Raw genomic sequence first — 26787 nt, 5'->3', positions numbered from 1 at the left:
CTTCAGCATTTTGTGCACACATAATTTTTGAAGAATACTTTTTATTTTACATGATTCCATTGTTTTTCTAAAAAAAAATGCTTTATTCCTTTGTAAAAAGCAAATTGGTTGCTTTTTATGCAATCCCCTTGTTACGATAGATTTGTCTTTGCTTCCTCTAACAACCGAAAACACTAACACGATCCTCATCGGCATCAATTGATGAAGAAGGAGGAGTCTGATGAACAAAGCAACAAAGGTTTTCTATTGTTCTGTATTGATTTCGTTATTTTTTATCATTTGGGGAATGATTCCCAAAAGTATGCTTCCGCATTATAACTTAAATGCGGTTAGCGTGTCCGTTCATTCATTTCTCATTAATAAATTTGGGTGGTTTTATTTGTTAGCTGCCACCACTTTTCTTGGGTTTTGTTTGTTTTTAATTTTTTCAAAGTACGGAAGTATCCGGCTTGGGCAAGACCACGAAAAGCCCGAATACAGCTATCGCGCATGGTTCGCTATGCTATTTAGTGCTGGAATGGGAATCGGGTTAGTGTTTTGGGGAGTAGCGGAGCCAGTCTCTCATTATTACAATCCGCCTGTTGGAGAAGGCAAGACAACGGAAGCTGCGCGCGTAGCGATGCGCTATTCTTTTTTTCATTGGGGATTGCATCCATGGGCTATTTATGGAGTTGTAGCATTGGCGTTGGCGTATTTCCAATTCCGCAAAAAAGAGCCTGGAGTAATTAGCCGCGTACTGCGTCCTTTGTTTGGAAACAAAGTAGACGGAGCGGTGGGAATTGCAGTGGATACATTGTCTGTCTATGCGACCATATTTGGTGTTGCTACTTCTTTAGGCTTAGGGGCCATTCAAATTAGCGGCGGTTTATCCCATTTATTCCCATACGTAAAAAATAATATAGCCACCCAACTAATTATTATCGGCGCAGTCACGATTTTATTTATGCTATCAGCGCAATCCGGTTTAAATAAAGGAATTAAAATATTAAGTAACATTAATATTGTTTTGGCACTTCTATTGATGCTGTTTTTGCTGTTTGTTGGCCCAACTAATTTTATTATGGATGTATTTACTACAACAATTGGAACGTATGTGCAAAATTTGCCTTCTATGAGCCTGCGGTTGAGCCCTTTTGAACAAAGCGATTGGCCTCGAGCTTGGACGATCTTTTATTGGGCATGGTGGATCGCTTGGGCCCCATTTGTTGGAACATTCATTGCCCGAATTTCAAGAGGAAGAACCATTCGTGAATTTGTCATTGGCGTGCTTGTTGTCCCAACCGTATTTAGCGCTCTATGGTTTTCTGTGTTCGGCGGCTCATCACTATATTTAGAACAATTCAATCATGTTCGAATTATGGAAGTCATGGAGGCAGACGGCATGGAAACAGGACTGTTTTTTGTACTGCAGCACTTCCCGTTCGGGATGATTTTGTCAGGGCTTGCTATTTTACTTATTTGCACTTTTTTTGTTACATCGGCAGATTCAGCAACATTTGTCCTTGGTATGCAAACAACAAATGGAAGCTTATTCCCTCCTAACTCCATTAAGTTTATTTGGGGAATCATTCAATCTGCTTCTACTGCTATACTACTTTGGACTGGAGGATTACAAGCACTGCAAACCGCATCCATTATCGCAGCGTTTTCGTTCACCATCATTATAATTTTAATGGTAAGTTCATTGATTCGTTCTTTTAAGGAAGAAATGCCGTCACTAAAATAAACGCAAGCTCTCATATCTATCACTAGACTTGCCTACCTCTTTTTTCTTAGAATCTTTTGGGATGCATATAGCCGCGGAGCATGATCGTATATCATGCTCCGCGGCTTTTTATTGTTGATATCATCGTTATGCTAAACCTTTTGTGTCGGCTGCGTTTTTTTCGGATAAGCGAGCAGCAACCGTTCCTTTGTCATCAAAAAAACAAACAATAAGGTAAGAGCCGCCGGAATCAAGCTCCACATAAACGTATGAGCAATGGAAGAAGCCAATATTGTTGTCATTTGATCAAGCAGATCTTCTGGAATATGTGCTCGCGCTTCCGGTGAAAGAATCGCACGCGGATCATGAATGTTCGCTGTTGCCGCTCCATATGCAGTGCCTTTAAACAGCGGCGTTAGCTGTTCTTTAAAAACATTTCGTTGAATAATCCCGAATATCGTGATCCCTATTGTCATTCCCAACGAACGTACAAAAGAGTTAGTAGAGCTTGCCGCACCTCGTTCGGCTTCCGAAAAATGGTGAATCGCGGCCATTCCTAGGACTGAAAAAGAAGCCCCAACCCCTAATCCTACAATAATCATATACCATGTCACTGTAAGCCGGGATGTATCAGAGGTAATGGTCGTTAATAAAAGCATGCCGATAACAAATACCGTAGTAAACAAAATCATCACATTGCGGTAGCTTGTTTTGCTTGCCAAAAATCCTCCTAATTGGGCTGACACTGTCGTCGCCAGCATCATCGGCAATAAGATCAACCCTGAATTAGTCGCTGATCCCCCTGTAACACCTTGTATAAAAATCGGAATATAAACGGTGGCAACAATAAAGGTAGCGCCTGAGAAAAGACCGACAAGATTCGCTGTCGCGAACAAACGGCGGCGAAACATGTGATAAGAAACAATCGGGTCCTTCGCTTTTGTTTCGACATATAGAAATAACAAAAATAACACAAAAAATCCGGCAAATAACCCAATAATTTCGACTGAATTCCAGTCATACTGATTGCCGCCTAGCTCTAACGCAAACATTAAGCAGACGATGGCCGGTACAAGCGTCATCACACCAAGCCAATCAATCGTTTGCTTTGCATGCTTCGGAGATTCATGATAAAACAAGACGATGAATAAAAACGCTAAAAGACCTAAAGGAATGTTGATATAGAACACCCAGCGCCAATTTAAATAATCCGTAATATACGCTCCAAAGAGCGGCCCGAATATGCTTGATAAACCGAATACAGCTCCAAAAAGCCCACCCATTTTCCCGCGTTTTTCCGGCGGAAAAATATCAAACATAATCGTAAAAGCAATCGGAACTAAAGCTCCTCCCCCAATTCCTTGAATCGCACGAAAAATACTAAGCTGGACAATATCTTGCGCCACTCCGCATAGCATAGAGCCAAGTAAAAAGACAACGATACCGAAAATAAAAAACCGCTTCCTTCCATACATATCCGAGAGCTTTCCGAAAATCGGCATACCTGCCATTTCTGTCACCATATAAGCAGATGTCACCCATACAAATTGTTCAATTCCGCCTAAATCAGCCACGATTGTTGCCATAGCGGTGGCAACAATCGTGTTATCCATGGATGCAACAAAAATCCCGAGCAGTAATCCTGCTACTACCCAACCGATTCTCGCATCGTTTCTTCCCATACCGATTCTCCTTTTTATATTTTTCTTTTCTCTTTTACAACGGCTCGTTCGCTTTTCTGCAAGCTTGTTTGATATTCGATCAGTTCAATATCGCAGCCCGGGCCGATGATAATACGGTCTCCTCTGACAATTTGGGCACTTGTATGCTCTAAATAAATCTCATCTCCCTCGACGATTTCGGTCATGAGCCTTGCTGACGTGTTCGCCATCCCTTTAAAAAGGTTCATCACGTTCCATTTGCTTCGTTTCACGCGGATCGTTTTTCCACCGATTTCCGAAATGCGGCTATCCGCAAAATAAAGGGAGAGGTCGACTCGCTCTGCATTTAATGTATTAGCAATTTGTACAACCCCTTTAACCGAAAACGATTCCGTTTCACAATCACCGGAAACATTCATCTCTCCATACCCGTGAATCGCTCCGCCTGTAATATTCCCTTGAATATGCGCAGCCCCGCGAAGACGCATGTCATCAACATTGGTATTTCCGCGAATGTCCGCCTGCCCAAATAGCTTGATCGTTTTCACATGGACGTTTCCTCTTATATTCGCCTGTCCAAAAATGTTTAGCCATTCGGCTGTCATATTTCCACTCACATCCGCGTTCCCAAATACTTTCCATTTCGCACATTGTACATCGCCGCTAATTGTCGCATCACCACGAATGGTCACATTACGAAAGGTTCCTCCTGATGTCAAAGCAGAACCATTGACTGTCAAGTTTCTCATGACTTTCCTCCTCATACTTTTTGATATGTTCCTACTTTCGCTCCTTTATCACATTCAAAGCTACTTTGATATTCCACCCGTTCAATCTCACACCCAGGGCCGACGGTTACTTTGTTTCCTCTCACAACTTTGGCATTGGTATGTTCTAAATAAATTTCATCGCCTTCAATCATTTCAGCTGTTAAGCCGACATGAAAAAATAGTTTTTTCAAAAATGGAACTCCTGGTTGCCGAACCTCAATCGTTTCCCCACCAATTTCCTTCACTTGACAATGACCATACAGCTTCACTTGAATGTTTCCCGCGTTCAATAATCCACCAATGGTAAAGCTGCCCCGTGCATCAAATGTTTCGGCAGCGCAATCCCCTGCGACATCTGTTTCTCCATGGATATACACCTCTTCGGCATTCAACGTTCCTTTTACGCTCCCGTTTCCATGAAAGCGAATCACTTTACACTCTATGTTCCCGCCAACACTAGCATTTCCGCTAATTTTTACCTGTTCAGCATGCAGCGCCCCCGTCATATGAACCCTTCCGGATACATGAGCCATTTCCGCTTTCACATTTCCTTCGATGGTGGCATTTCCTTGAATGCTCAAATCGTTGCAATCTACATCACCAAAAAGCTTTCCACTTCCTGAAACCTTGACCATATTGTATATTCCACCCGAAGCATGGCCGACGCCAGCAATCACTAAATCTTTTCGCTCCATTTATCCATCCCCTCCGTCACCTTTATTTTTAACTCCTCTATACAGCTAGGCACATGTAAACGGGCCACCACCTTGGCTCCGTCCTCAAAATATAGCTCGTTTCCATTTGTAGAGAGCAGGCATGTTGAAATGCCCATTTTTCGCACGATGAGCAGTTCACAGCTTTTTCCTTGAATTTTTTTGTAATGGCGCTCAAATACATCAAATACGCTTTTTCCTTCTCCCAAACTCATTTCGCCTGTCTGCAACAGCCGATCAAATACGTACAATTGAAGGAGTTGGTCAAACAAAAATACATGCTGCTCGCCCTTTTGTTCAATATAAAAATGAAGCGCTAATTCCGAAACAATGTTACGTTCTATAATATCATTTTTATGAAGGGCAATTGTAGTCGGATTCGGTGAAAACATACTTGCCAATTCATCAAGTGATAAATCATCTTTCATTTGTTTAATTTTTTCAATTCTCGCCAATATCTTTTCTTTTGGGAAAAATGTTTCCTGTCCCGTAAATGTTGACTTTCGAATAAACCATTCTTCAGGAATTAATTTTTTGCGCTTCCATCTATATAACTGTCCGTATGAAATATTTGTGAGTTCCAGCAATTCCTTTTTCGAAATTAACTCTTGCTCCACACTCAAGCACCTCCTTCGTTATCATATCATTAATGTAACATAACAATGTTACGTTGTAAATAAAAATCATTTTTATGATCATGATTGGAGCAATAGACAGTCCATTAAACCGATGAAACGTCATCTTCCCCCTTCATCTCGGGATATTTTTAACGGTTGAGTGAGCGAACGGCCATTTGCTTCAAAGACTGACAAGTGAAGCCGAAAGCGATGTTTCCCTTTGCCTCACATGAAGACGTAGCCTCTCCCTCAGAAATCCATTTATTTCTCTTGGACTGCCTTGTACACAAAAGAAGCATTCATTTCTTTGATCTCGGCATATACATGAAATGTAGCTTGTATTAATAAGTGCGGACTGATAAAATGTCCAAGAACAAGCCATTTGACTAATTAAATAAAAGAGGATGACAATCAATGGTCAAAAAACGGATGATTACATATGGAATCATTTGTCTCATCTCAATATGCCTTTTATTAGCTGGTCTATATAAGCTAATGAATTCAAGAACATATCAGCTGTTTGGAGATCTCATCAGCCATGTCGATACGACAAAAAAGGTAGTGGCACTTACCTTCGATGATGGACCTACGGAAAATGTGGAAAAGATATTGCCCCTTTTAGAGCAATATCACGCAAAAGCCACTTTTTTCGTCATCGGAAACGAATTAAAGAAACACTTAGAGCTTGGCAAAAAAATGGTGGCGGCGGGACATCAGCTTGGAAATCATACTTATTCTCATCAACGTATGGTTTTTAAGTCTTCTTCTTTTATTCAAAAAGAAATTGAACAAACAAACGATTGGATTCGCAAAACCGGATACAAAGGAGAAATCGATTTTCGTCCTCCAAACGGGAAAAAACTCATCGGGCTGCCCTATTATTTAAAAGAGCAGCATATCCAAACGGTGATGTGGAATCTTGAGCCTGACACATACTACTCTTCGGTTTCCGATAAAGTAAATTATGTCAACCAGCACGTAAAGCCGGGATCCATTATTTTACTGCATCCAATGTACGATGATACAGATCATGAGCTGCAAACCATTAAAGGTATATTAGCCTCTTTATCCAAGCAAGGCTATCAGTTTGTCACGGTAAATGAGCTGCAAAACTTGGAAAATCAATAATGCGCGTTAGTCTCCATTAACGCCTCAGGTATGAAATACGATTGGCAAAGCATTGATTGCGCACGAAAAAAGAGCCGACCATTCCTGATCGGCTCTTTTTAATTAAAATGTTTGAGCTAAATCTTTTGCCCGCGCAATGGCATTTTCTTTAATCTCTTGTGCTTTATCAGGCATCGCAGCGTGTCCTTCGACAAACAACCCTTCAAAGGATGGAATGCCAAAAAATTGCATGATGACGCTTAAATAACGATGCCCCATTTCCAATTGAGCAGCTGGGCCTTCTGAATAAATACCACCGCTCGCCTGAATATGTAGCGCTTTTTTATCTGTTAATAACCCAACCGGGCCTTGCTCTGTGTATTTAAAGGTTTTGCCTGCCATCGCAACAGCATCAATATATGCTTTCATCACCGGAGGGAATGAGAAATTCCAGAACGGTGTGACAAACACATATTTATCAGCGGAAATAAATTGCTCGCATAGCTCTGAAAGACGCCCTACTTTCGTTTTTTCTTCTGCAGAAAGCTCGCTAAAATCTGTTCCTGTTCTTAATTTATCCCAACCGTTCAATACATCTCCATCAATTTGCGGAATGTATTCTTTATAAAGGTCAATATGAACGACTTCATGATCAGGATTAGCTTCCTTGTAAGCCTCAACAAACGCCTTTCCAGCTGCCATGCTGTAAGATTGTGTGTGGTCATAAGGATGGGCTGTAATGTACAAGACTTTTGCCATATTCATTCTTTCCTTTCTTGTTGTAAATTTTGTTTGGTTATAAATTTCGAATCAATACATTTTTGATTCGAAGTAATCTTATTAAATTTTAAATAGGATTTCAAATGATTTGCTCACAATATTTTAGTATAACGAAAAATTCATTTTTCACTCGATGAACGATCATTTTTTTCAGGAGCTCGAGAAAAACCTTGTTGATGACCCTTTCTCGCTTCCCTTCCACGCCAACAAAATAACACCCTATCAATCGCGATAAAAAAGCACCTTGGATAAAGGTGCTTTTTGACTGGATGTTATCCTATTTTCTCTTTTTCAAAAACGCAGCAACGGAAAGAATGAGAGCAAGAATTGAGACAATCAGGGTAGCTGTTTGCACACCGTTTGCTTCCGTTTTTTTGTTCTCTGTCTCTTCTTTGTCACTTTCTTTTTTTGTCTCTGTAACAGCTTGCTGACCATGATGAGAGCTGTGGCTGTCTGAAGCTGCGGCTGATTGACTGATTTCAGTTACAGAATGAGGGGTTTGTGAGCTTTCATCGCCCGTCCATTCGACAACAGAGCCATCTTTATAGTATTGATAAGCATCCCAAGCTAATGTTCCTTCCTGTTCTGGGTTTTTAGCCATAAAATAAAATTGCTGAAACTCTCCTGGCAAAAGGCCCTCTCCTGTTGCTTCCCACGTAACTGTTCTCACTTTTCCAGATGCGTCTTTCTCCGTGATTACCTTCCATCCACTAGCAGGCTGATAGGATACAAACTCTGCTCCTTCTGGAACTTTTAACGTGACTTTTGTTGTCGGTATCTCTTTTTCGACAGGAATTTTTATGGTATACGTTTCCCAAGAGCCCGGTGCAGAAATATTGGGCTTCACTGTCACATGTGCACTTGCTATTCCTGAAAATAATAAAAATGCGGTCATAGCAAAAATAGTCAGTCTTGATACTCTGAGAACGGCTTTTTTCATAAATCCATTTCCTCCTTTTATTGACTACCCACAAAACATTCGAAATCTGCATCAATGCTTTGTAAAGATGTGGTTAATGCATGAATATGAATGTTCCAGCGGCCAGCCATACTGATCATTCCTTGGATTTGATAAGTGCCGGATTGATTTCCGCGAACTTGTAAAACATTTTCTCCCATATCCATTTCCTTAGATGCAAGTGTGACTGTCACTTGCTCAATATCCTGGACCGGCTGCCCTTTTTGATTTTTAATATGGATCGTAAAATGATTGGTTCCTAATATATTGGGAGTCACTTTTAAGACAATCGTATACCCGTGAACCTCTTTTGTTTGCTGAAAAGGGCCCGGAGCCGCTGTCGCGGGAGGGAGATTCGTCAAAACGGCAGCAAGAAGCAGCACGATGATTCCGATCCCCCATTCTCCCCATATTGAAAGCCCTAATTTTCTTCCTTTCTTTCTCGCCCATATATGGATGGAAGCTAGCAGCAGCATCATCATCAATAACATGACTTTACCCATCAAGAACTTCCCGTACATGGTCGAAAGAAGAGCAGAAAAGGTCGGAACTTGTTGAAGGCTCATGTATGCACCCGTCATCATGACCCCACAAGCAAAAATCGCCCCCCAGTAAGAAAATCTTTTAATCGCGGCCCAATACCGATGCCAATCTTTTTCCTTCTTCGCCAATAGCTCTAGCGGCAAAATAATGGCTATCATGCATAAGCTCCCCAGCCAAAGGCTGGCAGCAAGAAGATGCAGAAAATCTATCAATACAGAAATCATGCGATGAGGAGACGCTGCTGTATGTCCAAGTAACGATTTCGTAAACAAAAGCCCCATTCCGATAATGAATGACAAAGACACCCAACGTTTAAGCCGCTTCTCTTGGCGCTGATGGAAATATGTAATGGCAGAGCCCGTTATCAGCAATAATCCAAGGCATGCGATCTGAATGAGCCAGACAGAGCCAAATGAACTATCCGTAATCATTTTTTTTATGAAGGATACGCTCCATGCTTTAGACCATGGTACATCTGCTTCGACTGTAATTTGTAAAGGCAGACTCAGTAAAATTGAAAGACTCATTCCAATGTAAGCGAGCCAATACAAAGCATTATATCTGAATGAAAAAGAAAAAGTCTCCTGCTTCGGCTCTACTATTTGTTTAAAAAAAAGCATTCCGACAAACAAAGATGAGCTTACGTAAAACAGCCAGCGAATCCATACCATATCCAGCTGTGGCAAATAGTTTTTGGTTTTAGGCAAAATCGATGTTTCCGTTTTGCCTCCTTGTCCAATTTGAAACGGAATCGTTCCCTTGACCGGATGGCCATCGCTGGAAACGACCCTCCATTGGATCATATACGTTCCCTGCGACAGAGCGTTTGGCAAATTCGCTTCAAGTATTTTTGGATGATTCTTATCAATCCGTACCTGGTTTAATGTAATCGATTGCCCTGCTTCATTGATTAGCTTCAAAGAGTAAAAATGGTCTTGAATTTCTTCATTAAACTCGATGCGAATCATACTCGGAGCGCGAGCCAATGTTTCATTTTCTGACGGCGTGGAGCGAACAATATAAGCATGGGCAAATGAGTGGCCAGGGAATAGGTTGAGCAGGAATATACCCACCAATCCCCATAGCAGTACTTTGTGCAAACGAAGCAACGATTTCCCTCCTTGTGACTGTACTTTCCGTTTTTCTGATCGATCACGTTTGGCTATGTCTAGCTGTATCCGCTTTAATCAAAGCCCCCATGTCGGACAAACTCTCCTTTTTCGCCCGGAAAAGTTCGATATGTATTTATATTAGATAAACACTGTGAAAAAAGTGTGAAGGATGTATGACACTTTTTTCACATGATATCCGCTATGAGAGCAAAAAAATAAACCCGTGTATACGGGTTAAACTAGCCCTTGATTCGCCTTTCATCCTCTCGCCTAAACGTTGAATAACAAGCATATCCGCTTCAGCAGCCGTCTTTATCAACGGCTGCTGAACTAGCTACAAACAAGTATGGATTAATGAATGTCCCGTTTCTTAAAACGTCCGCCGCGCACTTCAGCAATATCGGCAATCGCCAAGAAAGCATTGGGATCATTTTCTTCTACAATTTCTTTCAGCTTTGCCTCCTCAAGGCGTGTAATCACACAAAACACTACTTTTTTATCATCTCCGGAAAATGCGCCTTCCCCGCTCAAATAGGTAACGCCGCGCCCAAGTCGATTCATGATGGCGCTGCCGATCATTTCCGAATTATCACTAATAATCCAGGCTGATTTCGACTCATCTAATCCTTTAATCACGACATCAATGGTTTTAAAGGCAATAACATAGGCTAAAATCGAGTACATCGCGCGATCCCAAGTATATACGAATCCAGCCGTACCAAGGATAAAAATATTAAAAAACATAATAATTTCGCCAACGGAAAAAGGAATCTTTTTATTGATCAGTATCGCCAATATTTCCGTGCCATCTAACGCACCGCCACAGCGAATAACAAGTCCTACTCCCATGCCTAAAATCATGCCGCCGAAAATCGTGGCCAACAAAATATCTTCTGTAAAAGCAGGAACAGGGTGAAACAAAGAGGTAAAAACAGATAAAACAGCAATTCCAAATAATGTGGAAATAGCAAAGGTTTTACCGATTTGCTTATATCCCATAAAAAAGAATGGAAGGTTTAAAAAGAAAATGAAAATACCGAGGCGATAACCTGTAATGTGGGAAAGCATAATGGAAATGCCTGTTATGCCTCCATCGATGACTTTATTGGGAACTAAAAAGATCTCAAGTCCCACAGCCATTGCAACAGCGCCAATAAAAATGCCGATTGCCCTTTTAAGGATTTTTGTTTTAGATAATTGCTGATGTTGAACTGATACTTTAGCTGATTGTGATAAGATTTCTGACAAAATTACTCCCCCTTATTCTTGATAAACAGCGCTCATGATCCAATGCCTCCTAAATAAAATTGTTTGGTTTTGCTAAATGATAGCATACATATAGATAAAATGGGATTGCTTCATTATATAAGTGAAAATATAGCCTACGCTAAGAGAAGGGGCAAATCGGCAAGCTGGCCATCTCTTTCTCACATTAGATCACTCGCACGTTAGTTCTTCTTCGTTTTTATTATATCAAAAAACGATGAATATGACGCATATCATGCACTGTGATATTCTCTCCCTATGCTGACGTCAAGAGTTGGGGGCTCGGGTTATCCCTTCTGTTAGATACAACTTGATTCATCCACATTTATTCCTTGTATGGCAGGTGATGCCCCTCTTTCGGTGATTAGGTGGTGAAAAACTTTCTCCACAGAACCATAAACGCGCTATGCAGGTATTTGTCCCACGAATACGTGACGAAAGACTTTTTTGAGCATAGAAATTTTTCTACATACTTCTTTCGTTCCATTTTTCAGTTGGATTTATGATAGTTTTTATTCATCAAATTTCAATAAAATCCATGTTTGTCCAAAACATGATACAAACTTTTTCATACACTAATAGTATCCTTCGGATGAAAGGGGGAAATTCCATGTCTCAATACGGCGGATCTTATAATAATGGCTTTGTGTTAATCGTAGTATTGTTTATCTTATTAATTATCGTTGGTGCATCGTTAATTAACTATTAACAGCCCGTTTTCACCCTCTTCTTCATTGCCGCTGGGAGTTCCGTCCAAACGGAACTCCCTTTCTTTTCATATCCCCCTCTTCTCTCCATTAGAATAATGGGAAGAAAATTTTCTTTCACATCATCTTAACAATAAAAGTCCAAAAAATGGATAGCTAATTTTAACATGTTTTTACAGGTGTGTTGATTATCCAATAAAAACTAATGGTCATTGCTTGGTTCCTAGCTAGATCACTCCATGTTTTTAGTAAAATAATGGATCATCAACACTTGTGATGTTTTGATCCTGTCATTTTGCCTGAGCCTCTCCAAAAACAAAAAAGAAGACAAACCACATAAAATAAAACAATCCGAAACATCTCTGTGTTTTTTGCTTTATCAGCGTTATATAGCAAAGCAGGCTTCTCACTTATGAATATGGACAGGTGTTCCGATTGGCACAAGTGCAGCTAACTCCACCACATCTTGATTATGCATACGAATGCAGCCATGGGATACATTTTTTCCTATAGAGGAAGGGTTATTCGTTCCGTGTATTCCATAGTGTGGCTTAGAGAGTCCCATCCACATAGCCCCGAAAGCGCCTCCAGGATGACGCTGTTTATTAATGATCGTATACGTTCCTGAAGGGGTTGGTGTCAACATTTTACCAACAGCAATGGGATACACCTTAATGAGCCGCTGTCCATCGTAAAGCTTTAATTGATGTTTACTTGTCGAGACATCGATCCAACGCGCCATCCAACCATCTCCAGATAAAAATTTGAATTTTGTATCAGTGTATGAGTTTTTTTATTTTTTGACATTCATGAACCTCGCCCATCTCCCCTCCGTTAAGAGAGAGGAGTTTTTTACCACTCAATCCAAGAAGCTTCAGCGCAAAAGAAAGTGGCTTCTCCTGCTTGATAGGAGGATCGGAAAAGCCTTCTGGGCCGATTCGGTAAGCGAAAAGGGGAACGTTTTTTGGTGATCAAGCAATCGAACAATCCGAAATCACTTTTTGAAGACCTAAAAGTTTGTTATGAAGAATAACCTGTGGCGCTTGTCCAATCCATTCACTTATGTATGATCCCCGCGCCGTATACAGACAATGAAAGAAATGGTATCTATCAAAACTCACGGTCAAAAGTGGATTATTACCTAGTCAAAGGCAACGAATATTGAGGAGGCGAGCCATATTCGTCATCCTTGCATACCATGTCCAATGAGCGCTTCGGGTAACGAATCATAAAAAATTTCCTTGTCGTGAAAGCGATCGCAATAGACAAACAGGCTCTTCAACACGTTCATTCATTGCTTTTGAATCTCTCTATCGTTCCATAGTTTTTCTCCTACATCAACACAGAAGTATGCTGACTGAATACTGCACTTGATCCATGAATCCATACTTGTCAGAACCGTCTCATTCGAATAGAATAAAGACAAAGTAATTTTGGAAAGGAGTGAAAAAATGGAACAAAAGCTTGACCTCATTTTAGAAAAAATGACGTCGATTGACAATGAGCTAAAAAATGTCCATGATCGATTAGATGATATCGGAACACAATTAAAACAGATAGATGACCGATTGAACCGAGTTGAAAAGCGGCTGGATCAAGTGGAAACACGGTTAGATCAAGTTGAAGCAAGATTAAGTCATGTTGAAGAGCGATTAGATCAAGTCGAAACAAGATTAAGTCATGTTGAAGAGCGATTAGATCAAGTTGAGACACGCTTAAGCCGTGTTGAAGAGCGATTAGATCGGGTTGAACAGGAACAAAAATTAATGAAGCAAGCTGTAATGGAAACAAACGAAGAAGTGAAAAACCTCCAAGAAAGCTTTAAATCTGTCTACGAAATCATCGGCGAACATGACGTTTCCATCCGTACGTTAAGAAAAAAAATCATGTAATTTACATCTCCTTCAAAAGTAAGGACCTCACCTCTTTTTTCATACTTCAACATGATGTTATATTTTCTGGTATTCCTACATAGTATTTAATTTATTACATGCAATTGGATATGGTAACATTTGTATGATGGAGCTTTTGCCGTTTGTCCATGGTCAGTTAGTTGAAAGCAGCGGCTTCCTAAAGAAAGCAGCGTTGTTCCAATGTTCACCACGCGGATGCATGGCGAAAAGGCAAGCCTGTAGACTTGCCTTCCGACCATATTTTTATTTCACCTTTCAGTTATGTTTCACATACATTTCGATAAATTATAAACCTCCCTCCACCTCCACTTCGCTTAGAGGTGAGGAACTTCTCGGTGGATGGTGTGAAATTAGTAAATAACATGCTCTTTAGTGAATAAAGGCCATTATTTCATCATAGCTGCTGTTCTTTTCTATAGCCATGTAACAAGCCCTAATCTTTTTTATGGAAAGAGATCCTCGACAGTCGATCCAGAGATGTTATCTACACGCTGAAAATCGCGCTCGGAGCAACGAAAACCAGTGGAAAAAGTGTAAGGTTTATCCTGGTTTATAAATTCCATATTTTATAATTTCGAGATATTCATTCAGTTCTTTGATGGAGGAATCCATGATATGAGCGATGTCGATTGGTTTATTTTTATATAGAGTTAAGTATTTCGTAGCTAGCTGTTCACTAATAAGCATCGTTATTTTTACTACGGTATCGACGGAAATATCCTCTCGCAGTTTTTCCGTTTGGATCAAGTCTTTCATATAAACACGCTCCAACATAAAGCCTTCCTGATACGTTTCGTAGTGTTCCTTTATGATCTCTTCCATTTCCTTTTTTACAGCAACAGGCGGATGAGTGAGCGCGTTCATAGCAAAATACGCTTCTTGAAGATACTTCTCTATCACTTTACGTTTCAATAGGACTATTTCTTTCACTCGTTCAAAAAAATCATCAGCCTGAACTTGTTTGAAGGCTTCTGTTACTTCTTTCGTAAGCAGATCCTTTACATAATGGACTAAATAAAGGTATAAGTTTTTCTTGCTTTTAAAATAATGAAACAGAAGTCCTTTGGAAATTCCCGCCCGTCTCGTAATAACATCTGTGGAAGCTTTTTCATAGCCATTCTTCACAAATTCCTCAATAGCCACCTTGATAATCAAAGCTCTTTTTTCCTGTGGCTGCTTTTCAAATGCTGAATACAATTTAAACACCTCAATGTTTTATCAAACTGCCATATCCTTCTTTCTATATACCATAAAGGAAACGAATAAACTAATGAAAATAACAGCGGCCATGATAAACATATAAAGAGGCTCCAGTTGATGATCACGAATAATTTGGGCAGCGTCTACATATTTAAACGGACTGAAATATTTTAAAATCTCTAAGTCCTCCGAAATCCCTGCCATCACATTCATAAAATAAGCCGCTAGGACAATTCCTAGTGAAATGGAAAGAATGCTCCTTGTTTTTTTCAACATGGATGACAACATAAACGCGACAGCAGCAAATGTCAAATGAAGCAAAATGGTGGCAACGATTAGTAGACTAAAGATGCCTGCCGGAACTTCCGGATCATCTGCAAATTGAAACCCGATCATACTTATGATTGTTATGACTCCGTTAAAGATCAAAATATTGACGAAAACAGCCAAAAGTTTTTCGGTCACAATTCGGTTTCTTGTAACCGGCTTTGACAGCAAAAATTCGATCGTCTTTTCATTTTCTTCCTTCGCTAGGATATTAGAGGCAAGAATAGCCACATATATGCTTCCTAAAAGAGTCGTCATCATATAAATTTCGATCCCGTAAAACCCCATCAGATCTCCTAGGCTTAATTCATTCATTCCCAACGCTTTTTTCATAGGCTCCGGATAAGCCTCTAGCAGCTTGTTCATTTCATTTTGCTGTTCAGCAAATTGCGGATAAATGCTTAACGTCAATAAAATGAGGCCACTAAGGACGACGCTCCAAATCATCAACGACTTGAAATTTCGTTTCAGTTCCCTTTTAAAAATCATATCGATCCCTCCCTTACTTCTCATAGTAATGGATAAATACTTCTTCAAGAGACGGCTCTTCAATCAGCAAGTTTTGAATCGGCATCGTATTCAGCTGATGGAGAAGCGCCTTTATATCCCCGCTGTAAAGCAGCTTCATTTCACTGCCGTTGATTTCTTTTTTCGCGATTCCTTCGAGATTGAAGTCCATCGCATTCGCTTGTTCAAATGTAATGGTAATCTTTTTTAAATTGTTTTTCGTAAGATGTTCAATCGTTTCGACTTTCACAAGCTGCCCTTCCTTAATAATAGCGACCCGGTCACACATCTTTTGCACTTCAGAAAGAATATGAGAGGAAAAAATAATGGTTGCTTCCTTTTCTCTTTCCTCTTTAAGAAGTTCAAAAAAGGTGTTTTGCATAAGCGGATCGAGTCCGCCTGTCGGTTCATCCAAGATCAAAAGTTTTGGCTCATGCAAAAGTGCTTGGACAATCCCTACTTTTTTTCGATTACCAAAGGAAAGATCCTCCATTTTTTTATGGAGATCAAGATCGAGTCTTTCTGCCAGTTCTTTCATTCTTTTTGGGTTGAATGTTTTGTAAAAGCCTGCGGAGTATTTTAATAAATCAACCACTTTCATATCATCGTAAAAATGAACTTCGGATGGCAGGTAACCCACCTTTTGTCTAATTTCTTTTGATTGTTTCACAATATCTTTCCCGAAAATTGTCGCACTCCCGCTGGTCGGATAGAGGAAATTTAAAAGCGTTCGAATAGTTGTGCTCTTACCTGCTCCATTCGGTCCAATAAATCCAAAAATTTCCCCTTTTTCAATGGAAAAGGTTAAGTTGGTAATTCCCCTGTTCTTCTTATACATTTTAGTCAAATGTTTGACATCTACAATGTTCATTCTTCCGCCTCCTTTAGGTGGCTTTGCACAGATTGACTGGTTAGTCAATACCATTATATAGAAAATTGACTGGTGAGTCCATTTGTTTTTTAAATTTTAAAAACGAATGGGTTGAAAACCGTTCGATATCAAAAACTGCACATCATTCATCTTTATTAAAAATATCATTGTTTTTATCTCACTCTAATCCAAGTAAATTCCATAAAATTGTCTTCTTCCACATAGAAGATAAACGCCTAATGTTCGTTGCTTCCTATCCAATTTCTCTCAGTAAAAAATACATAATCTACCCTGTTGTCCCTCATTCAGCTCACTGCCACTTTTCTTAGTTTAGAAAATTGCACACACAAAAATACCCAGTGCCTCGAATAGGCACTGGGTGCAATGAATATATGACTTGCCGGCTACGTACGGCAAAGAAATGAAGAATCATACTGCTCTTTATTAAGGACGTATCCACACACCTTATTTTTTGATAAATTGCTGTGTCCAGATATATCCATTTTCTTCAAAGCCGACACCGATATGAGTGTAATTTTTATTTAAAATATTGGCACGATGCCCTTCACTGTTCATCCAAGCTGTTACAACTTCCTGAGGGGTACGCTGACCTTTCGCAATATTTTCCCCAGCTGCTGTATAAGAGATACCGAATTTTTTCATCATATCAAATGGAGAACCATATGTTGGGCTAGTATGTGAAAAATAATTATTGACTGCCATATCTCTTGATTTTTCACGTGCCACTTTGCTTAGTGCTAAATCCACTTGTAAAGGCGGTAGCCCATATTTTGCTCGCTCTTTATTGGTTAAATCGACTACTTGTTGTTCATATGCCTTTAATCCCGTTTCCGTCGTTTTAGTATTTTGATTTTGTGTCGACTTGGTATTTTGATTTTGTGTCGACGGAGTTGCAGAAGTATTTTGCCCAGAAGCGGCTGGTTTTTTAACAGTTGTCTGCTGTGGTGCATTCACTTTTGTCTTCTCTGTTTTATATAAGGTGAATGGAATTTTCCCTTGAAGCCATTTTTCAATTTCTTGAAAGTTGGATACTTGAACAGTATATTTAACTTCTTTCCCGTTAGCTGCTGGACATGGAGTCATCCCAGCCGCCTCCGTCTTCGCCGTAAACGTTACTCCTGCAATCGCTAAAGATGCAGCAAGTGAAAGTACGATTTTTTTATTCATCGTTTCTCCTCCTTCAATCTCATCTCTTGCGTGCATCTTCATGATAACATGGACTTTTTGTAATATTTATGGATAAATAAGGTAACTAAAAATCTCCAGCTTTATTTTCCAAAAAAAACCTATGTTTTCATTAAAAAAATCTTGGATCGTTCATGAAACAACAGAAGTTTCAAAAAAATATCTTTCATTCCTATAAAAACCTTCTATACCTAATTCATAATCACTTTTTATTATTTTCCGTAAAAATAAGTCTTGACAATATTTTTGAAGAAGATGTTCGTTAACATTTTTTACACGCTTATTACAACGATCCCTTTTATTTTACAATTTTCTTACTGGTAAAATATAGGGGTTCATTGAGCATGATAGGCAGCGGCGACCGATATCACTCGATCCTCACATTCGTATGTAATCAGATAAAGCTTCACTTCTACCCGTGAATTTTTACAGATACCATTCATCTGTATATAGCATGGACAATCAGTTAACGGATTGGATCTCGCACACGAGTATCTTACTTGAGATATTCCTTTTCATTTTTCATGATCTAAGAGCGAGCTTCTTGTGTTTATTCCACCAACTTTTCAAAAACGAGCAGCCATCAAAGCACACCAAACAAGCTACGGCTGCATAACATGCCTATACAGTCTGAACACCAAATCAAAGAGGAGAATCACTATTATGACTTCATCAGTTGATTATACGTCTCCATCTGCTCAATACGCCTTTGATGTCAACCAAAGTCCATTGTTTAAATTGGACCAAAACAATTATATTAATGTGCTAGGCATCAAGCAATTAAATACATTAGAAAATATTTCGCTTCTTGATATTTTTCTCAGCACCGATCATGTAGTAGAACCGCACTATCATCAAAACGCAGCCGAATTAGTTTATTGCATTTCTGGCGCTGTCACCATTTCCATGCTGAATCCATTTACAAAAAAAGTTCTTAGCTACTCGATTACTCCCGGACAGGTGGTCAACATTCCTCAAGGATGGTGGCATTATGAAATCGCTACAGTAGACCGCACTCATCTTCTCGCTATTTTTAATGCATCCACTCCAGAAGTGATTCTCGGTTCCGACATTCTAAAACTTACTCCTTCCTATATGATGGCCCATACCTATTGTATGGACGAAAATCAATGGAAACAGACCATTGCACCTGTTCAACCATCCACCTATATCGGCCCATATAAAAATTGCCATCGTGGGACAGCAAACCAATCTCATCCCTATCCTTACCAGCAGCCGTACCAGCATCAGCCAATCTCTTATATTCCCCAATATCCGTCGTACTTAAGAGAAAATGGCTCTTCTCGACAATAGGAGGAATCGTTTATGAGAAAATCCGGATTTGTTCCCAACAACACAAATATCAAAAAAACAAGTGGCACTCCCAATCTTTTTTTCGACTCAAGAGATAACATCTTTTTTCAACGAGATGATGAAAATATTGCCTATGAGGTCACCTCGACACAAATACCAGCAATGGTAGGAGGAGCTTTTGTCGATCTCTATCTCACAAAGGGACATATTCGCGAACCGCATTGGCATCCGAATGCGTGGGAACTGGATGTAGTTGTTTCCGGCGAAGCACTGATTTCGATTGTCGATCCTGATACAAATAAGCTCCATCATTATAAAGCGAAGGCGGGTCAAATTGTCTTTATTCCAATGGCTTGGTGGCATTGGATCAGGCCAGCGTCAGAAAAAGTACATCTTCATCTCTTTTTTAACAATGATCAATTCGAAACAGCAGAAGGCTCCGATACGCTACGTCTCACGCCACCTGAAGTTTTCAAGCTGGCTTACGGGCTTGATGTCAATCAAATCGCCGATGCTCTTTCACCAATTAAAGAATCCGTCGTTATCGGTCCTCCTTCGGAAAGCCATTCGTTAAACAAAGATAGTCTTTCTTCCAGTCGAGACCGCTTCGTTCCAAGGAAGGCGAAACAAAAACAATGGAGCGAGCAAGAAATATCCATCCAGATCAATGACAAGGAAATTCGCTTCTAAAATAACAACGTATCAGAAGTCTTTTCATCCTATTGAATAAATCATCATTTTAAATGGATCATACAGAAACGTATCTTTTTCATATTTGCGTTTTTGATATAGCAAGCGGTCCGAATTCTTGCCGTCCACTCCTAAAAAGCAAGCCGACTCCTGCTCCAATGAGTGAAACATCCTTGACGTTTCTTTCAAAGCCTCATTCGTTTCATTTTTAATAAAAAACTCCCGCCTTTCTATCGGCAGGAGAGAGTAATGATACGATCAGCGTTTTCATTTCAGCTGCGATTGAATCGCGCTGCGCAAATGACCGTTATGACGGCGAAGCACATGAAATACTTCTTCACCCGTCAAACCGGTCATCAGCGCTAAAATCGCCGCTTTGGCAGATTGATACGTTTTGAGTGCTTGCTCTGCCTCTTCTTCGCTTACATCGGCGATTTCGATAATCATATTCTTAGCCCGCATCAACAGCTTTTCATTCGTTGGAACGACATCGACCATGAGGTTGCTGTATACTTTACCGCTGCGAATCATGGCAGCGGTCGTAATCATATTTAAAACAAGCTTTTGTGCGGTACCCGCTTTCAGTCTTGTCGATCCTGCTACTACCTCTGGACCTGTTAAAACGACAATTGGATAATCCGCTATCTTCTCCATTTCCGAATTTTTCGTGCAAGTGATAGCCGCCACCGTAGCTTCGACAGATTTGGCATATTTCATCGCTGCCAATGTATAAGGAGTTCTTCCGCTGGCGGCAATTCCAATGACGACATCCTTTTGATTGACATGAATTTGCTTCATATCTTCTATAGCCTGCTCAATGTTATCTTCTGCTCCTTCCAAAGCAGACTGCAAAGCTTTTTCGCCTCCAGCAATCACACCGATTACCTGCTCCTTTGGAACACCATAAGTCGGTGGACATTCTGATGCATCCAGCACTCCTAAACGCCCGCTTGTACCGGCCCCGACATAGATAAGGCGTCCGCCGCTACCGAATGCTGCGACGACCCGATCGATCACTTCCGCAATGACAGGCAAAACCCGCTCCACAGCTTTTGGAACAGATTGGTCTTCTTTATTCATTTGTCTTATAATCTCTAGACTAGATAACGTATCGATATCCAGCGTATGGACGTTTCTTTTTTCTGTGTCAATTTGCCGAAGGTTCATGATGCCATCTTCCTTTCTGATCCAACCCTTTCATCATGTTAAATAAACACATCCATATTCATGAAACTGATGACTGTACGATTATGCGAAACTTTTGACCTGGACCAATGCATTCTAGAAGCGGAATATCTTCATCTACCACCTTTGCTACTACATTGACTCTCGCATCCTTCGGCAAGCTTCGTTTCGTAATTTGCAGCTCGCCTGCATATCTGTTGTATAAATCATTGTCAATCGTAACAGAGCCTTTTGTGCGACTGATCACAGATGACGGCATAATCTTCATGCCATTCTTTTGTGCATAAAGTCTAGACTCTTGCGATCGAATCACATCCCTGGCCAGATCTAACCGATTCGTATGAGTGCCTTCAACAAGTAAACGCAGGTTTTCATCGTCTTGATTCTTCATCACACATCTAAGTGGAACGATTTTTTCGGCTAACGATGCCAGTAACGATAATGTGCAGTCTTTAGCCGAAATATCACCAATCAATACGTGATCGACATGATATTGAAATAACAGTTCGGCACACGCAAGATGTGGTGCTTGCTTCCGGTGCTTCTCCAATGTCGGCAGTCCTGCATATAGGGGGCCTCTCAGCTTATGATCGCCAGGAATAAATGCTGTTGTCGCAATACCGTATTGCTGAAACATTTGATTGCGCGCAACGAAAAAACGAACATCAAGGCCCGTTTCCGGCCTTGGATAAAAATTGTGCCAAGCCTCAACATTTTGAATGTTTAACCCTAAGCCGATCCATCTCTTCAGCATGTCTTCATTGACCGTGCTAGCATTTAAGCCAATTTTCATTTGCTTTGACCATTCTACGATTTCTTGATCATTGTAACCATCATCTAAGCGAAGCCCTGTCACGCCCCATGCAACAAGCTCTGTTGGCTGATCCATGTTCAAATATGCCAACGATTGAGAAGATACATCAACAAATAATAACATATTATATTGTTTGGCGAGCATCCCTAGTCGCTTTAACCGCTCTCTATACACAGCTGGATCATCTTCAGGAATATGAAGCGAAGTAAAAATGGATTGGAGTTGATAGGATTGGGCCTTCGCCACAAGCGGTTCCATATGACGTGGATCATTGCCTAAATATACAGAAATCCCAAGCATGCTTCCACCTCTTCTAAACGATACAAGCGGTCTCAAAATGGGCGAATTTCCTGATCGCACTGCTTCAGCATTGGAGACCGCTTTGAATCTGCTTCGTTAAAATTTCTATTGGCTAAACGGAATAAAGGAGAGGTTCCTTCATCAGCGGAACTTATGATTAGTTAAGTGTTGCATTCGTCTGTCCGTTTTTTCCAAGATCCCTTGTCATGGCCTCATTAAATCCAAATAAATAAGTAAAAATAAAGCCGAATAAATAAGCAATCAACAAACCGATGAGATAATAGACGATTTGCTGGGCATGAACTAAAAAGGCCAATGGCAAACCAGATACGCCGATAGCAATCGTTGCTACATGAAAATAAGCTTGAAAAGCGCCTCCTACCGCTGCACCTAAACAAGCGGTAACAAACGGTCTTCCTAAAGGTAATGTAACGCCAAAAATAAGCGGTTCGCCAATTCCTAAAATGCCGACAGGAAGTCCCCCTTTAATAATTTTGCGAAGCTGAGCATTCTTTGTTTTAAAATAAATCGCAAATGCAGCTCCTACCTGACCGGCACCCCCCATGGCCAATATCGGCAACAAAGGATCGTCGCCGATGGATTGAATCAGCTCCATATGCACAGGCGTCAGCCCTTGATGAAGACCGGTAACGACTAAAGGAAGGAATGTTCCAGCCAGAATGATTCCTGATAAAATGCCACCAGCGTCAATTAAACTGACTAATCCTTTCGTAATCAAATCGGAAATCCAACCTCCAACAGGCTGAAGAACGATGAGAGTAGCGATCCCCGTGATGAGGACAGAAATAGTCGGTGTTACAATCATATCGATAGAGGTAGGGACAAAGCGACGAATTTTCTTTTCTATCCAAGCCATGAAAACAGCTGCAAGCATCACCCCGATTAATCCTCCGCGTCCAGGCACCAGCTTTTCGCCAAAAAGCGTGAGATCCGCAAGCGCCGGATTAATAATTAAAATGCCGGCAATACCGCCAAGAGCAGGAGTTCCGCCAAACTCTCTCGCCGTATTTATACCGACAAAAATGCCAAGATAGCTAAAGAGCCCCCAGCCGATAAAATTTAAAATCGAGATGATGGCTGAATCTGGATCGGCTCCTACGCGAATAAAAACATTCGTGATTCCAGCGATTAAACCTGAAGCAACAATTGCTGGAATCAGCGGAATGAAAATGCTTGAGATTTTTCGCAAAAACAGCTTAAATGGCGTTGTGTTTTTTAGCTTTAAGTCGGCTTTTGTCTGTTCGGCAAGATGAGCCCATTCATTGGCATTCAATGATTGAATATCTGTTCCACTTTGTTTGGCGATTTCCTCGGCCACCTTTGTCACAATTCCTGGTCCTAAAATGATTTGTAGTGTTTCTTGCTCAACTACACCAAGTACACCATCAATGTTTTTCAATCCATCGATATCCACTTGACTGTGATCCACAAGCGTGATTCTTAATCGTGTCATGCAATGAGATAGACGATCAATGTTTTGATAGCCGCTAAGCTTTTCGACAATTTCCTTTGCCAGCCGTTCATATTTCTCCATTATTTTTCCTCCTTGTTCTTCATGCCTAAACCAAGAACAACCCATCAAAAAGAGAAATTGGCGTTTGTGAATGCGCAGTTATTGATCGCTTCGCTTCCATCGTTTGACCGCTTCCCGCGTTCGGTCTAGCGCGGCAATGCTTTCTTCATAAGCTCGGCTGACAATGCCAACATAGAGAATATCAACCACGTTAAGCTGAGAAATTCTTGAACTCATAGCTCCGCTGCGAATACTTTTTTCTAATGAGCTTATATATAGCGAAATATCAGCCAGCTCAGACACTGGATTCACTCCAAATTTTGTTAAAGAAATAACAGTGGCTCCGTTTGCTTTCGCTAATGCTAATGCTTCAATAATCCCTTCCGTTTGTCCAGAATAAGAAATGCCAAAGGCAACGTCCGCTTCGGTCAAATTAGCGCTCATCATTCCTTGTGTATCATAGTCAAATGCAGCTTCACACCAGCGATTGATCCTTGTTAGCTTTTGCTTTAAATCTTGAACGATCACCGCTGAAGCCCCTATGCCATATACAGCAATTTTACGCGCTCTGCTTAAAGCATGAACGGCTTTTTCTACAGCATCTATCGATAAAACTGACAATGTATCTTGAATGGATTGAATATTGTTGTTCGACACAGAAGCGATGATAGAGGCCATTGAACCATCAATCGGGATTTCTTGGTAAGATGATCCGCTTGGCTCATTTTGTTTGGCCAAATCGACAGCAATTTTTAGCTTTAGTTCACGAAAGCCCTTACAATTCAACGTTCGTGCCAAACGAATAATCGTAGCTTCACTCACATTCGCTTGCTCTGACAGCTTTTGGATTGAAAGATGAACCACCTCCTCAGCATGCGTTAAAATATACTCAGCTGCCTTTCGTTCTGCTGGCTTTAACGAATCAAGCGCCTCCTGAATACTAATGAAGCCTCCTTTCAATTTGTTTTCCTCCCTTCACACTATGTATACTCCGCATCTGAAACTTTATTGCAACATTCCATGGTTTCTCTGAATTTTTATTTCATTCCACCTATCTTCCACAAGGTCGCATGGAACATGCAATCAAAAGCCAAATAAAAAGCGCAGCTCCCATGATAAGGAAGCTGCGCGGATGGGGTTACATAACGCGCTTAAACATTTTTTCAAGTTCATAGGTAGAAAAATGAATCATGATGGGTCTTCCATGCGGACAAGTGAATGGATCCGTTGTTTTGCGCAACGCTTCCAGCAGCGCGAACATTTCGTCATCGCGCAAATGCTGGTTCGCTTTAATCGACTGTTTGCAGCTCATAAGGATGGCCGCTTCCTCGCGCAATTGTTTAAGATCCACTTTTTTCATGGCGAGCACTTGCTGAATCATCTCTTCAATAATTTCTGTTTCTTTTCCTTTCGGAAACCAAGCGGGATGCTCACGCACTATAAAGGTATGGTGGCCAAACGGCTCAAGAAAGATCCCGCAGCTTGCTAATTCTTCTCGATGTGCCTCGATTAACACATATTCATTGGCAGCATATTGCAGCGTGAGTGGCACAAGCAATGTTTGCACCTCATTCGTTACATGCGCCACCTTTTCACGAAAATATTCGTACTTAATTCGTTCTTGAGCAGCGTGCTGATCAATTAAATATAAACCATTCTCGTTTTGCGCTAAAATATAAGTTCCATGCAGCTGGCCGATCGGATAAAGAGGCGGAATTCTTTCAACAGACTGCTCTTTTACACTATCTTCCGCCGGCATGTCCGCTGCTGATTCCATAGGCTTCTCTATATCCCTTTGGTTCTCTTCTATCCATGCAGTCTTTGAATGTTCGATGGACGGCGCTTCCTCGCGAACGGTTGACCATTCACGGCGCGTCTCTTCTTGACCACTCGTTTCGGCAGGTGCTTCCGCCGTTTTGTCAACCGTATGCTGAAATACGAAAGAAGCTTGTTCATTTCTTGGTTTTTCCGGCCGCTTCACGATCACTTCTGGAATCAGCGTTCGCGATTGGAAGGCTTGGCGAATCGCGGATTCCACCAATTGATTTAATTCAGCCTCTTTACTAAAGCGCACCTCCAGTTTGGCAGGATGAACATTCACATCCACTAACATGGGGTCCATCTCAATCGAAAGCAACACAATGGGATAGCGGCCAATCGGCAACAATGTATGGTATCCTGACTCAATGGCTTTCATTAATGGAATATTGCGCACGTATCGTCCATTCACAATCAAAGAGATATAGTTTCGCGAAGCGCGCGTCACTTCCGGTAACGAAATGTAGCCTTTCACAGTAAAATCTAATGATTCCGCCTGAATGGAAATCATTTTTTTCGCTATATCCATCCCATAAATGGCGGCGAGCACATGACGGACATCACCGTTTCCGCTCGTATAAAGCAATTGCTTGTCATGATGGCGCAAGCGAAACGAAACATCAGGATGAGCCAAAGCCAGACGATTCACAATATCCGTGATATGTCCAAGCTCTGTATGAATGGTTTTCATATATTTTAATCGTGCCGGTGTATTGAAAAACAAATGAGATACGGTAATTTCCGTTCCTTTGCGGCTATTTGTGCGCTCATGTTTGACAAGCTGGCCCCCTTTAAGCATAATGAGAGTCCCTGGTCCATTGCCTGTGCTTGTTTTCATCTCCACCTCCGATACGGAAGCGATACTTGGAAGCGCCTCGCCGCGAAAACCGAGTGTGCGAATGCGAAATAAATCATGCTCATCTTTAATTTTGCTTGTCGCATGGCGTTCAAAAGCAAGCAAACAATCTTCCTCTTCCATGCCATCTCCGTTGTCAATGAGACGGATTTTCGCAAGCCCAGCTTCCTCTAAATCAATTTCAATCACTGTGCTGTTGGCATCCAACGCATTTTCAACAAGCTCCTTGACGACAGAAGCGGGGCGTTCTACCACTTCGCCGGCAGCAATTTTATTGGAAAGATGATCATCGAGCTTGCGAATTTTTCCCATG

General features: G+C 40.9%; 25 protein-coding genes. 6 read left to right on the top strand and 19 right to left on the bottom strand.

Going from position 1 to position 26787, the window contains the following annotated elements; genetic code table 11:
* Nucleotides 1-220: 220 nt before the first annotated feature.
* The gene (locus AT864_RS06185; RefSeq protein ID WP_066147377.1) at nt 221-1726 is read left to right on the top strand and encodes a BCCT family transporter; all 1506 of its coding nucleotides are present in this window, start codon (nt 221-223) and stop codon (nt 1724-1726) included.
* 131 nt (nt 1727-1857) lie between these two features.
* On the opposite strand, the gene AT864_RS06180 is transcribed toward AT864_RS06185, so the two are convergent.
* Genes AT864_RS06180 through AT864_RS06165 form a run of 4 tightly spaced genes read right to left on the bottom strand, consistent with a single transcriptional unit; the run spans nt 1858 to nt 5466 of the window.
* On the bottom strand, nt 1858-3387 hold the full coding sequence (locus AT864_RS06180; RefSeq protein ID WP_066147375.1) for an MDR family MFS transporter: 1530 nt from the start codon (nt 3385-3387) through the stop codon (nt 1858-1860).
* Between the two features lie 14 nt (nt 3388-3401).
* Complete coding sequence (locus AT864_RS06175) at nt 3402-4115, bottom strand: polymer-forming cytoskeletal protein (protein WP_231734598.1); 714 nt, start codon at nt 4113-4115, stop codon at nt 3402-3404.
* Between the two features lie 11 nt (nt 4116-4126).
* On the bottom strand, nt 4127-4831 hold the full coding sequence (locus AT864_RS06170; protein ID WP_066147371.1) for a polymer-forming cytoskeletal protein: 705 nt from the start codon (nt 4829-4831) through the stop codon (nt 4127-4129).
* On the bottom strand, nt 4813-5466 hold the full coding sequence (locus AT864_RS06165; RefSeq protein ID WP_066147369.1) for a YhbD family protein: 654 nt from the start codon (nt 5464-5466) through the stop codon (nt 4813-4815). Before AT864_RS06165 ends, AT864_RS06170 begins: the two co-directional genes overlap by 19 nt.
* Before the next feature lie 414 nt (nt 5467-5880).
* Between AT864_RS06165 and AT864_RS06160 the strand changes: the two genes are divergently transcribed.
* Nucleotides 5881-6594, top strand: coding sequence for a polysaccharide deacetylase family protein (locus tag AT864_RS06160; protein ID WP_044745308.1), 714 nt, complete (start codon nt 5881-5883; stop codon nt 6592-6594).
* A gap of 102 nt (nt 6595-6696) precedes the next feature.
* Here the strand turns inward: AT864_RS06160 and AT864_RS06155 are convergent, their stop codons facing one another.
* The 4 genes from AT864_RS06155 to AT864_RS06140 all read right to left on the bottom strand — a co-directional run bounded on the left by AT864_RS06155 (nt 6697) and on the right by AT864_RS06140 (nt 11214).
* Entirely contained in the window at nt 6697-7332 is a 636-nt protein-coding gene (locus AT864_RS06155; protein WP_066147366.1) for an FMN-dependent NADH-azoreductase, read from the bottom strand.
* Nucleotides 7333-7630: 298 nt separating this feature from the next.
* Entirely contained in the window at nt 7631-8293 is a 663-nt protein-coding gene (locus AT864_RS06150; protein WP_066147365.1) for a YcnI family protein, read from the bottom strand.
* A 17-nt stretch (nt 8294-8310) separates the two neighbouring features.
* A complete protein-coding gene (locus tag AT864_RS06145; RefSeq protein WP_066147362.1) occupies nt 8311-9963 on the bottom strand; it encodes a copper resistance protein CopC in 1653 nt (550 codons plus the stop codon).
* A 354-nt stretch (nt 9964-10317) separates the two neighbouring features.
* Nucleotides 10318-11214: a YitT family protein gene (locus AT864_RS06140; protein ID WP_221211955.1), complete on the bottom strand. Its 897-nt coding sequence runs from the start codon at nt 11212-11214 to the stop codon at nt 10318-10320.
* A 520-nt stretch (nt 11215-11734) separates the two neighbouring features.
* Between AT864_RS06140 and AT864_RS18645 the strand changes: the two genes are divergently transcribed.
* Nucleotides 11735-11941, top strand: a complete 207-nt coding sequence (locus AT864_RS18645) for a YjcZ family sporulation protein (protein WP_080862658.1) — start codon at nt 11735-11737, stop codon at nt 11939-11941.
* A gap of 404 nt (nt 11942-12345) precedes the next feature.
* Here AT864_RS18645 and AT864_RS06135 read toward each other — a convergent pair whose 3' ends face one another.
* Nucleotides 12346-12681 (bottom strand): L,D-transpeptidase, encoded by a 336-nt coding sequence (locus tag AT864_RS06135; protein WP_044745311.1) that lies wholly within the window; start codon nt 12679-12681, stop codon nt 12346-12348.
* A gap of 709 nt (nt 12682-13390) precedes the next feature.
* Between AT864_RS06135 and AT864_RS06130 the strand changes: the two genes are divergently transcribed.
* On the top strand, nt 13391-13831 hold the full coding sequence (locus AT864_RS06130) for a hypothetical protein (RefSeq protein WP_066147360.1): 441 nt from the start codon (nt 13391-13393) through the stop codon (nt 13829-13831).
* Nucleotides 13832-14392: 561 nt separating this feature from the next.
* On the opposite strand, the gene AT864_RS06125 is transcribed toward AT864_RS06130, so the two are convergent.
* The 4 genes from AT864_RS06125 to AT864_RS06110 all read right to left on the bottom strand — a co-directional run bounded on the left by AT864_RS06125 (nt 14393) and on the right by AT864_RS06110 (nt 17945).
* Complete coding sequence (locus AT864_RS06125) at nt 14393-15049, bottom strand: TetR/AcrR family transcriptional regulator (protein WP_066147358.1); 657 nt, start codon at nt 15047-15049, stop codon at nt 14393-14395.
* Nucleotides 15050-15070: 21 nt separating this feature from the next.
* The gene (locus AT864_RS06120; protein WP_066147356.1) at nt 15071-15868 is read right to left on the bottom strand and encodes an ABC transporter permease subunit; all 798 of its coding nucleotides are present in this window, start codon (nt 15866-15868) and stop codon (nt 15071-15073) included.
* Between the two features lie 13 nt (nt 15869-15881).
* Nucleotides 15882-16757, bottom strand: a complete 876-nt coding sequence (locus AT864_RS06115; protein WP_066147354.1) for an ABC transporter ATP-binding protein — start codon at nt 16755-16757, stop codon at nt 15882-15884.
* Nucleotides 16758-17222: 465 nt separating this feature from the next.
* Nucleotides 17223-17945, bottom strand: a complete 723-nt coding sequence (locus AT864_RS06110) for a CAP domain-containing protein (RefSeq protein ID WP_066147352.1) — start codon at nt 17943-17945, stop codon at nt 17223-17225.
* A 681-nt stretch (nt 17946-18626) separates the two neighbouring features.
* Between AT864_RS06110 and AT864_RS06105 the strand changes: the two genes are divergently transcribed.
* Complete coding sequence (locus AT864_RS06105; protein WP_066147350.1) at nt 18627-19277, top strand: cupin domain-containing protein; 651 nt, start codon at nt 18627-18629, stop codon at nt 19275-19277.
* 12 nt (nt 19278-19289) lie between these two features.
* Entirely contained in the window at nt 19290-19967 is a 678-nt protein-coding gene (locus tag AT864_RS06100) for a cupin domain-containing protein (protein WP_066147347.1), read from the top strand.
* Nucleotides 19968-19991: 24 nt separating this feature from the next.
* Here the strand turns inward: AT864_RS06100 and AT864_RS18485 are convergent, their stop codons facing one another.
* The 6 genes from AT864_RS18485 to mutL form a co-directional block, all read right to left on the bottom strand.
* Nucleotides 19992-20126 carry a hypothetical protein gene (locus tag AT864_RS18485; RefSeq protein WP_255357494.1) on the bottom strand — a complete coding sequence of 45 codons (135 nt, stop codon included), beginning with the start codon at nt 20124-20126 and terminating at the stop codon, nt 19992-19994.
* 108 nt (nt 20127-20234) lie between these two features.
* The gene (gene murQ / locus AT864_RS06095) at nt 20235-21134 is read right to left on the bottom strand and encodes an N-acetylmuramic acid 6-phosphate etherase (RefSeq protein WP_066147345.1); all 900 of its coding nucleotides are present in this window, start codon (nt 21132-21134) and stop codon (nt 20235-20237) included.
* A 58-nt stretch (nt 21135-21192) separates the two neighbouring features.
* Nucleotides 21193-22266, bottom strand: coding sequence for a DUF871 domain-containing protein (locus AT864_RS06090; protein ID WP_066147343.1), 1074 nt, complete (start codon nt 22264-22266; stop codon nt 21193-21195).
* A gap of 157 nt (nt 22267-22423) precedes the next feature.
* Nucleotides 22424-23821, bottom strand: a complete 1398-nt coding sequence (locus tag AT864_RS06085) for a PTS transporter subunit EIIC (protein WP_066147340.1) — start codon at nt 23819-23821, stop codon at nt 22424-22426.
* Between the two features lie 78 nt (nt 23822-23899).
* Complete coding sequence (locus tag AT864_RS06080; RefSeq protein ID WP_066147338.1) at nt 23900-24760, bottom strand: MurR/RpiR family transcriptional regulator; 861 nt, start codon at nt 24758-24760, stop codon at nt 23900-23902.
* 178 nt (nt 24761-24938) lie between these two features.
* A complete protein-coding gene (gene mutL, locus AT864_RS06075) occupies nt 24939-26786 on the bottom strand; it encodes a DNA mismatch repair endonuclease MutL (protein WP_066147336.1) in 1848 nt (615 codons plus the stop codon).
* Nucleotide 26787: the final 1 nt, after the last annotated feature.

This window comes from Anoxybacillus sp. P3H1B, assembly GCF_001560855.1.
Classification (GTDB): Bacteria; Bacillota; Bacilli; order Bacillales; family Anoxybacillaceae; genus Anoxybacteroides; species Anoxybacteroides rupiense.
Note: the sequence above shows the minus strand (reverse complement) of the source record. Positions and strands in the feature narration are given on the sequence as shown.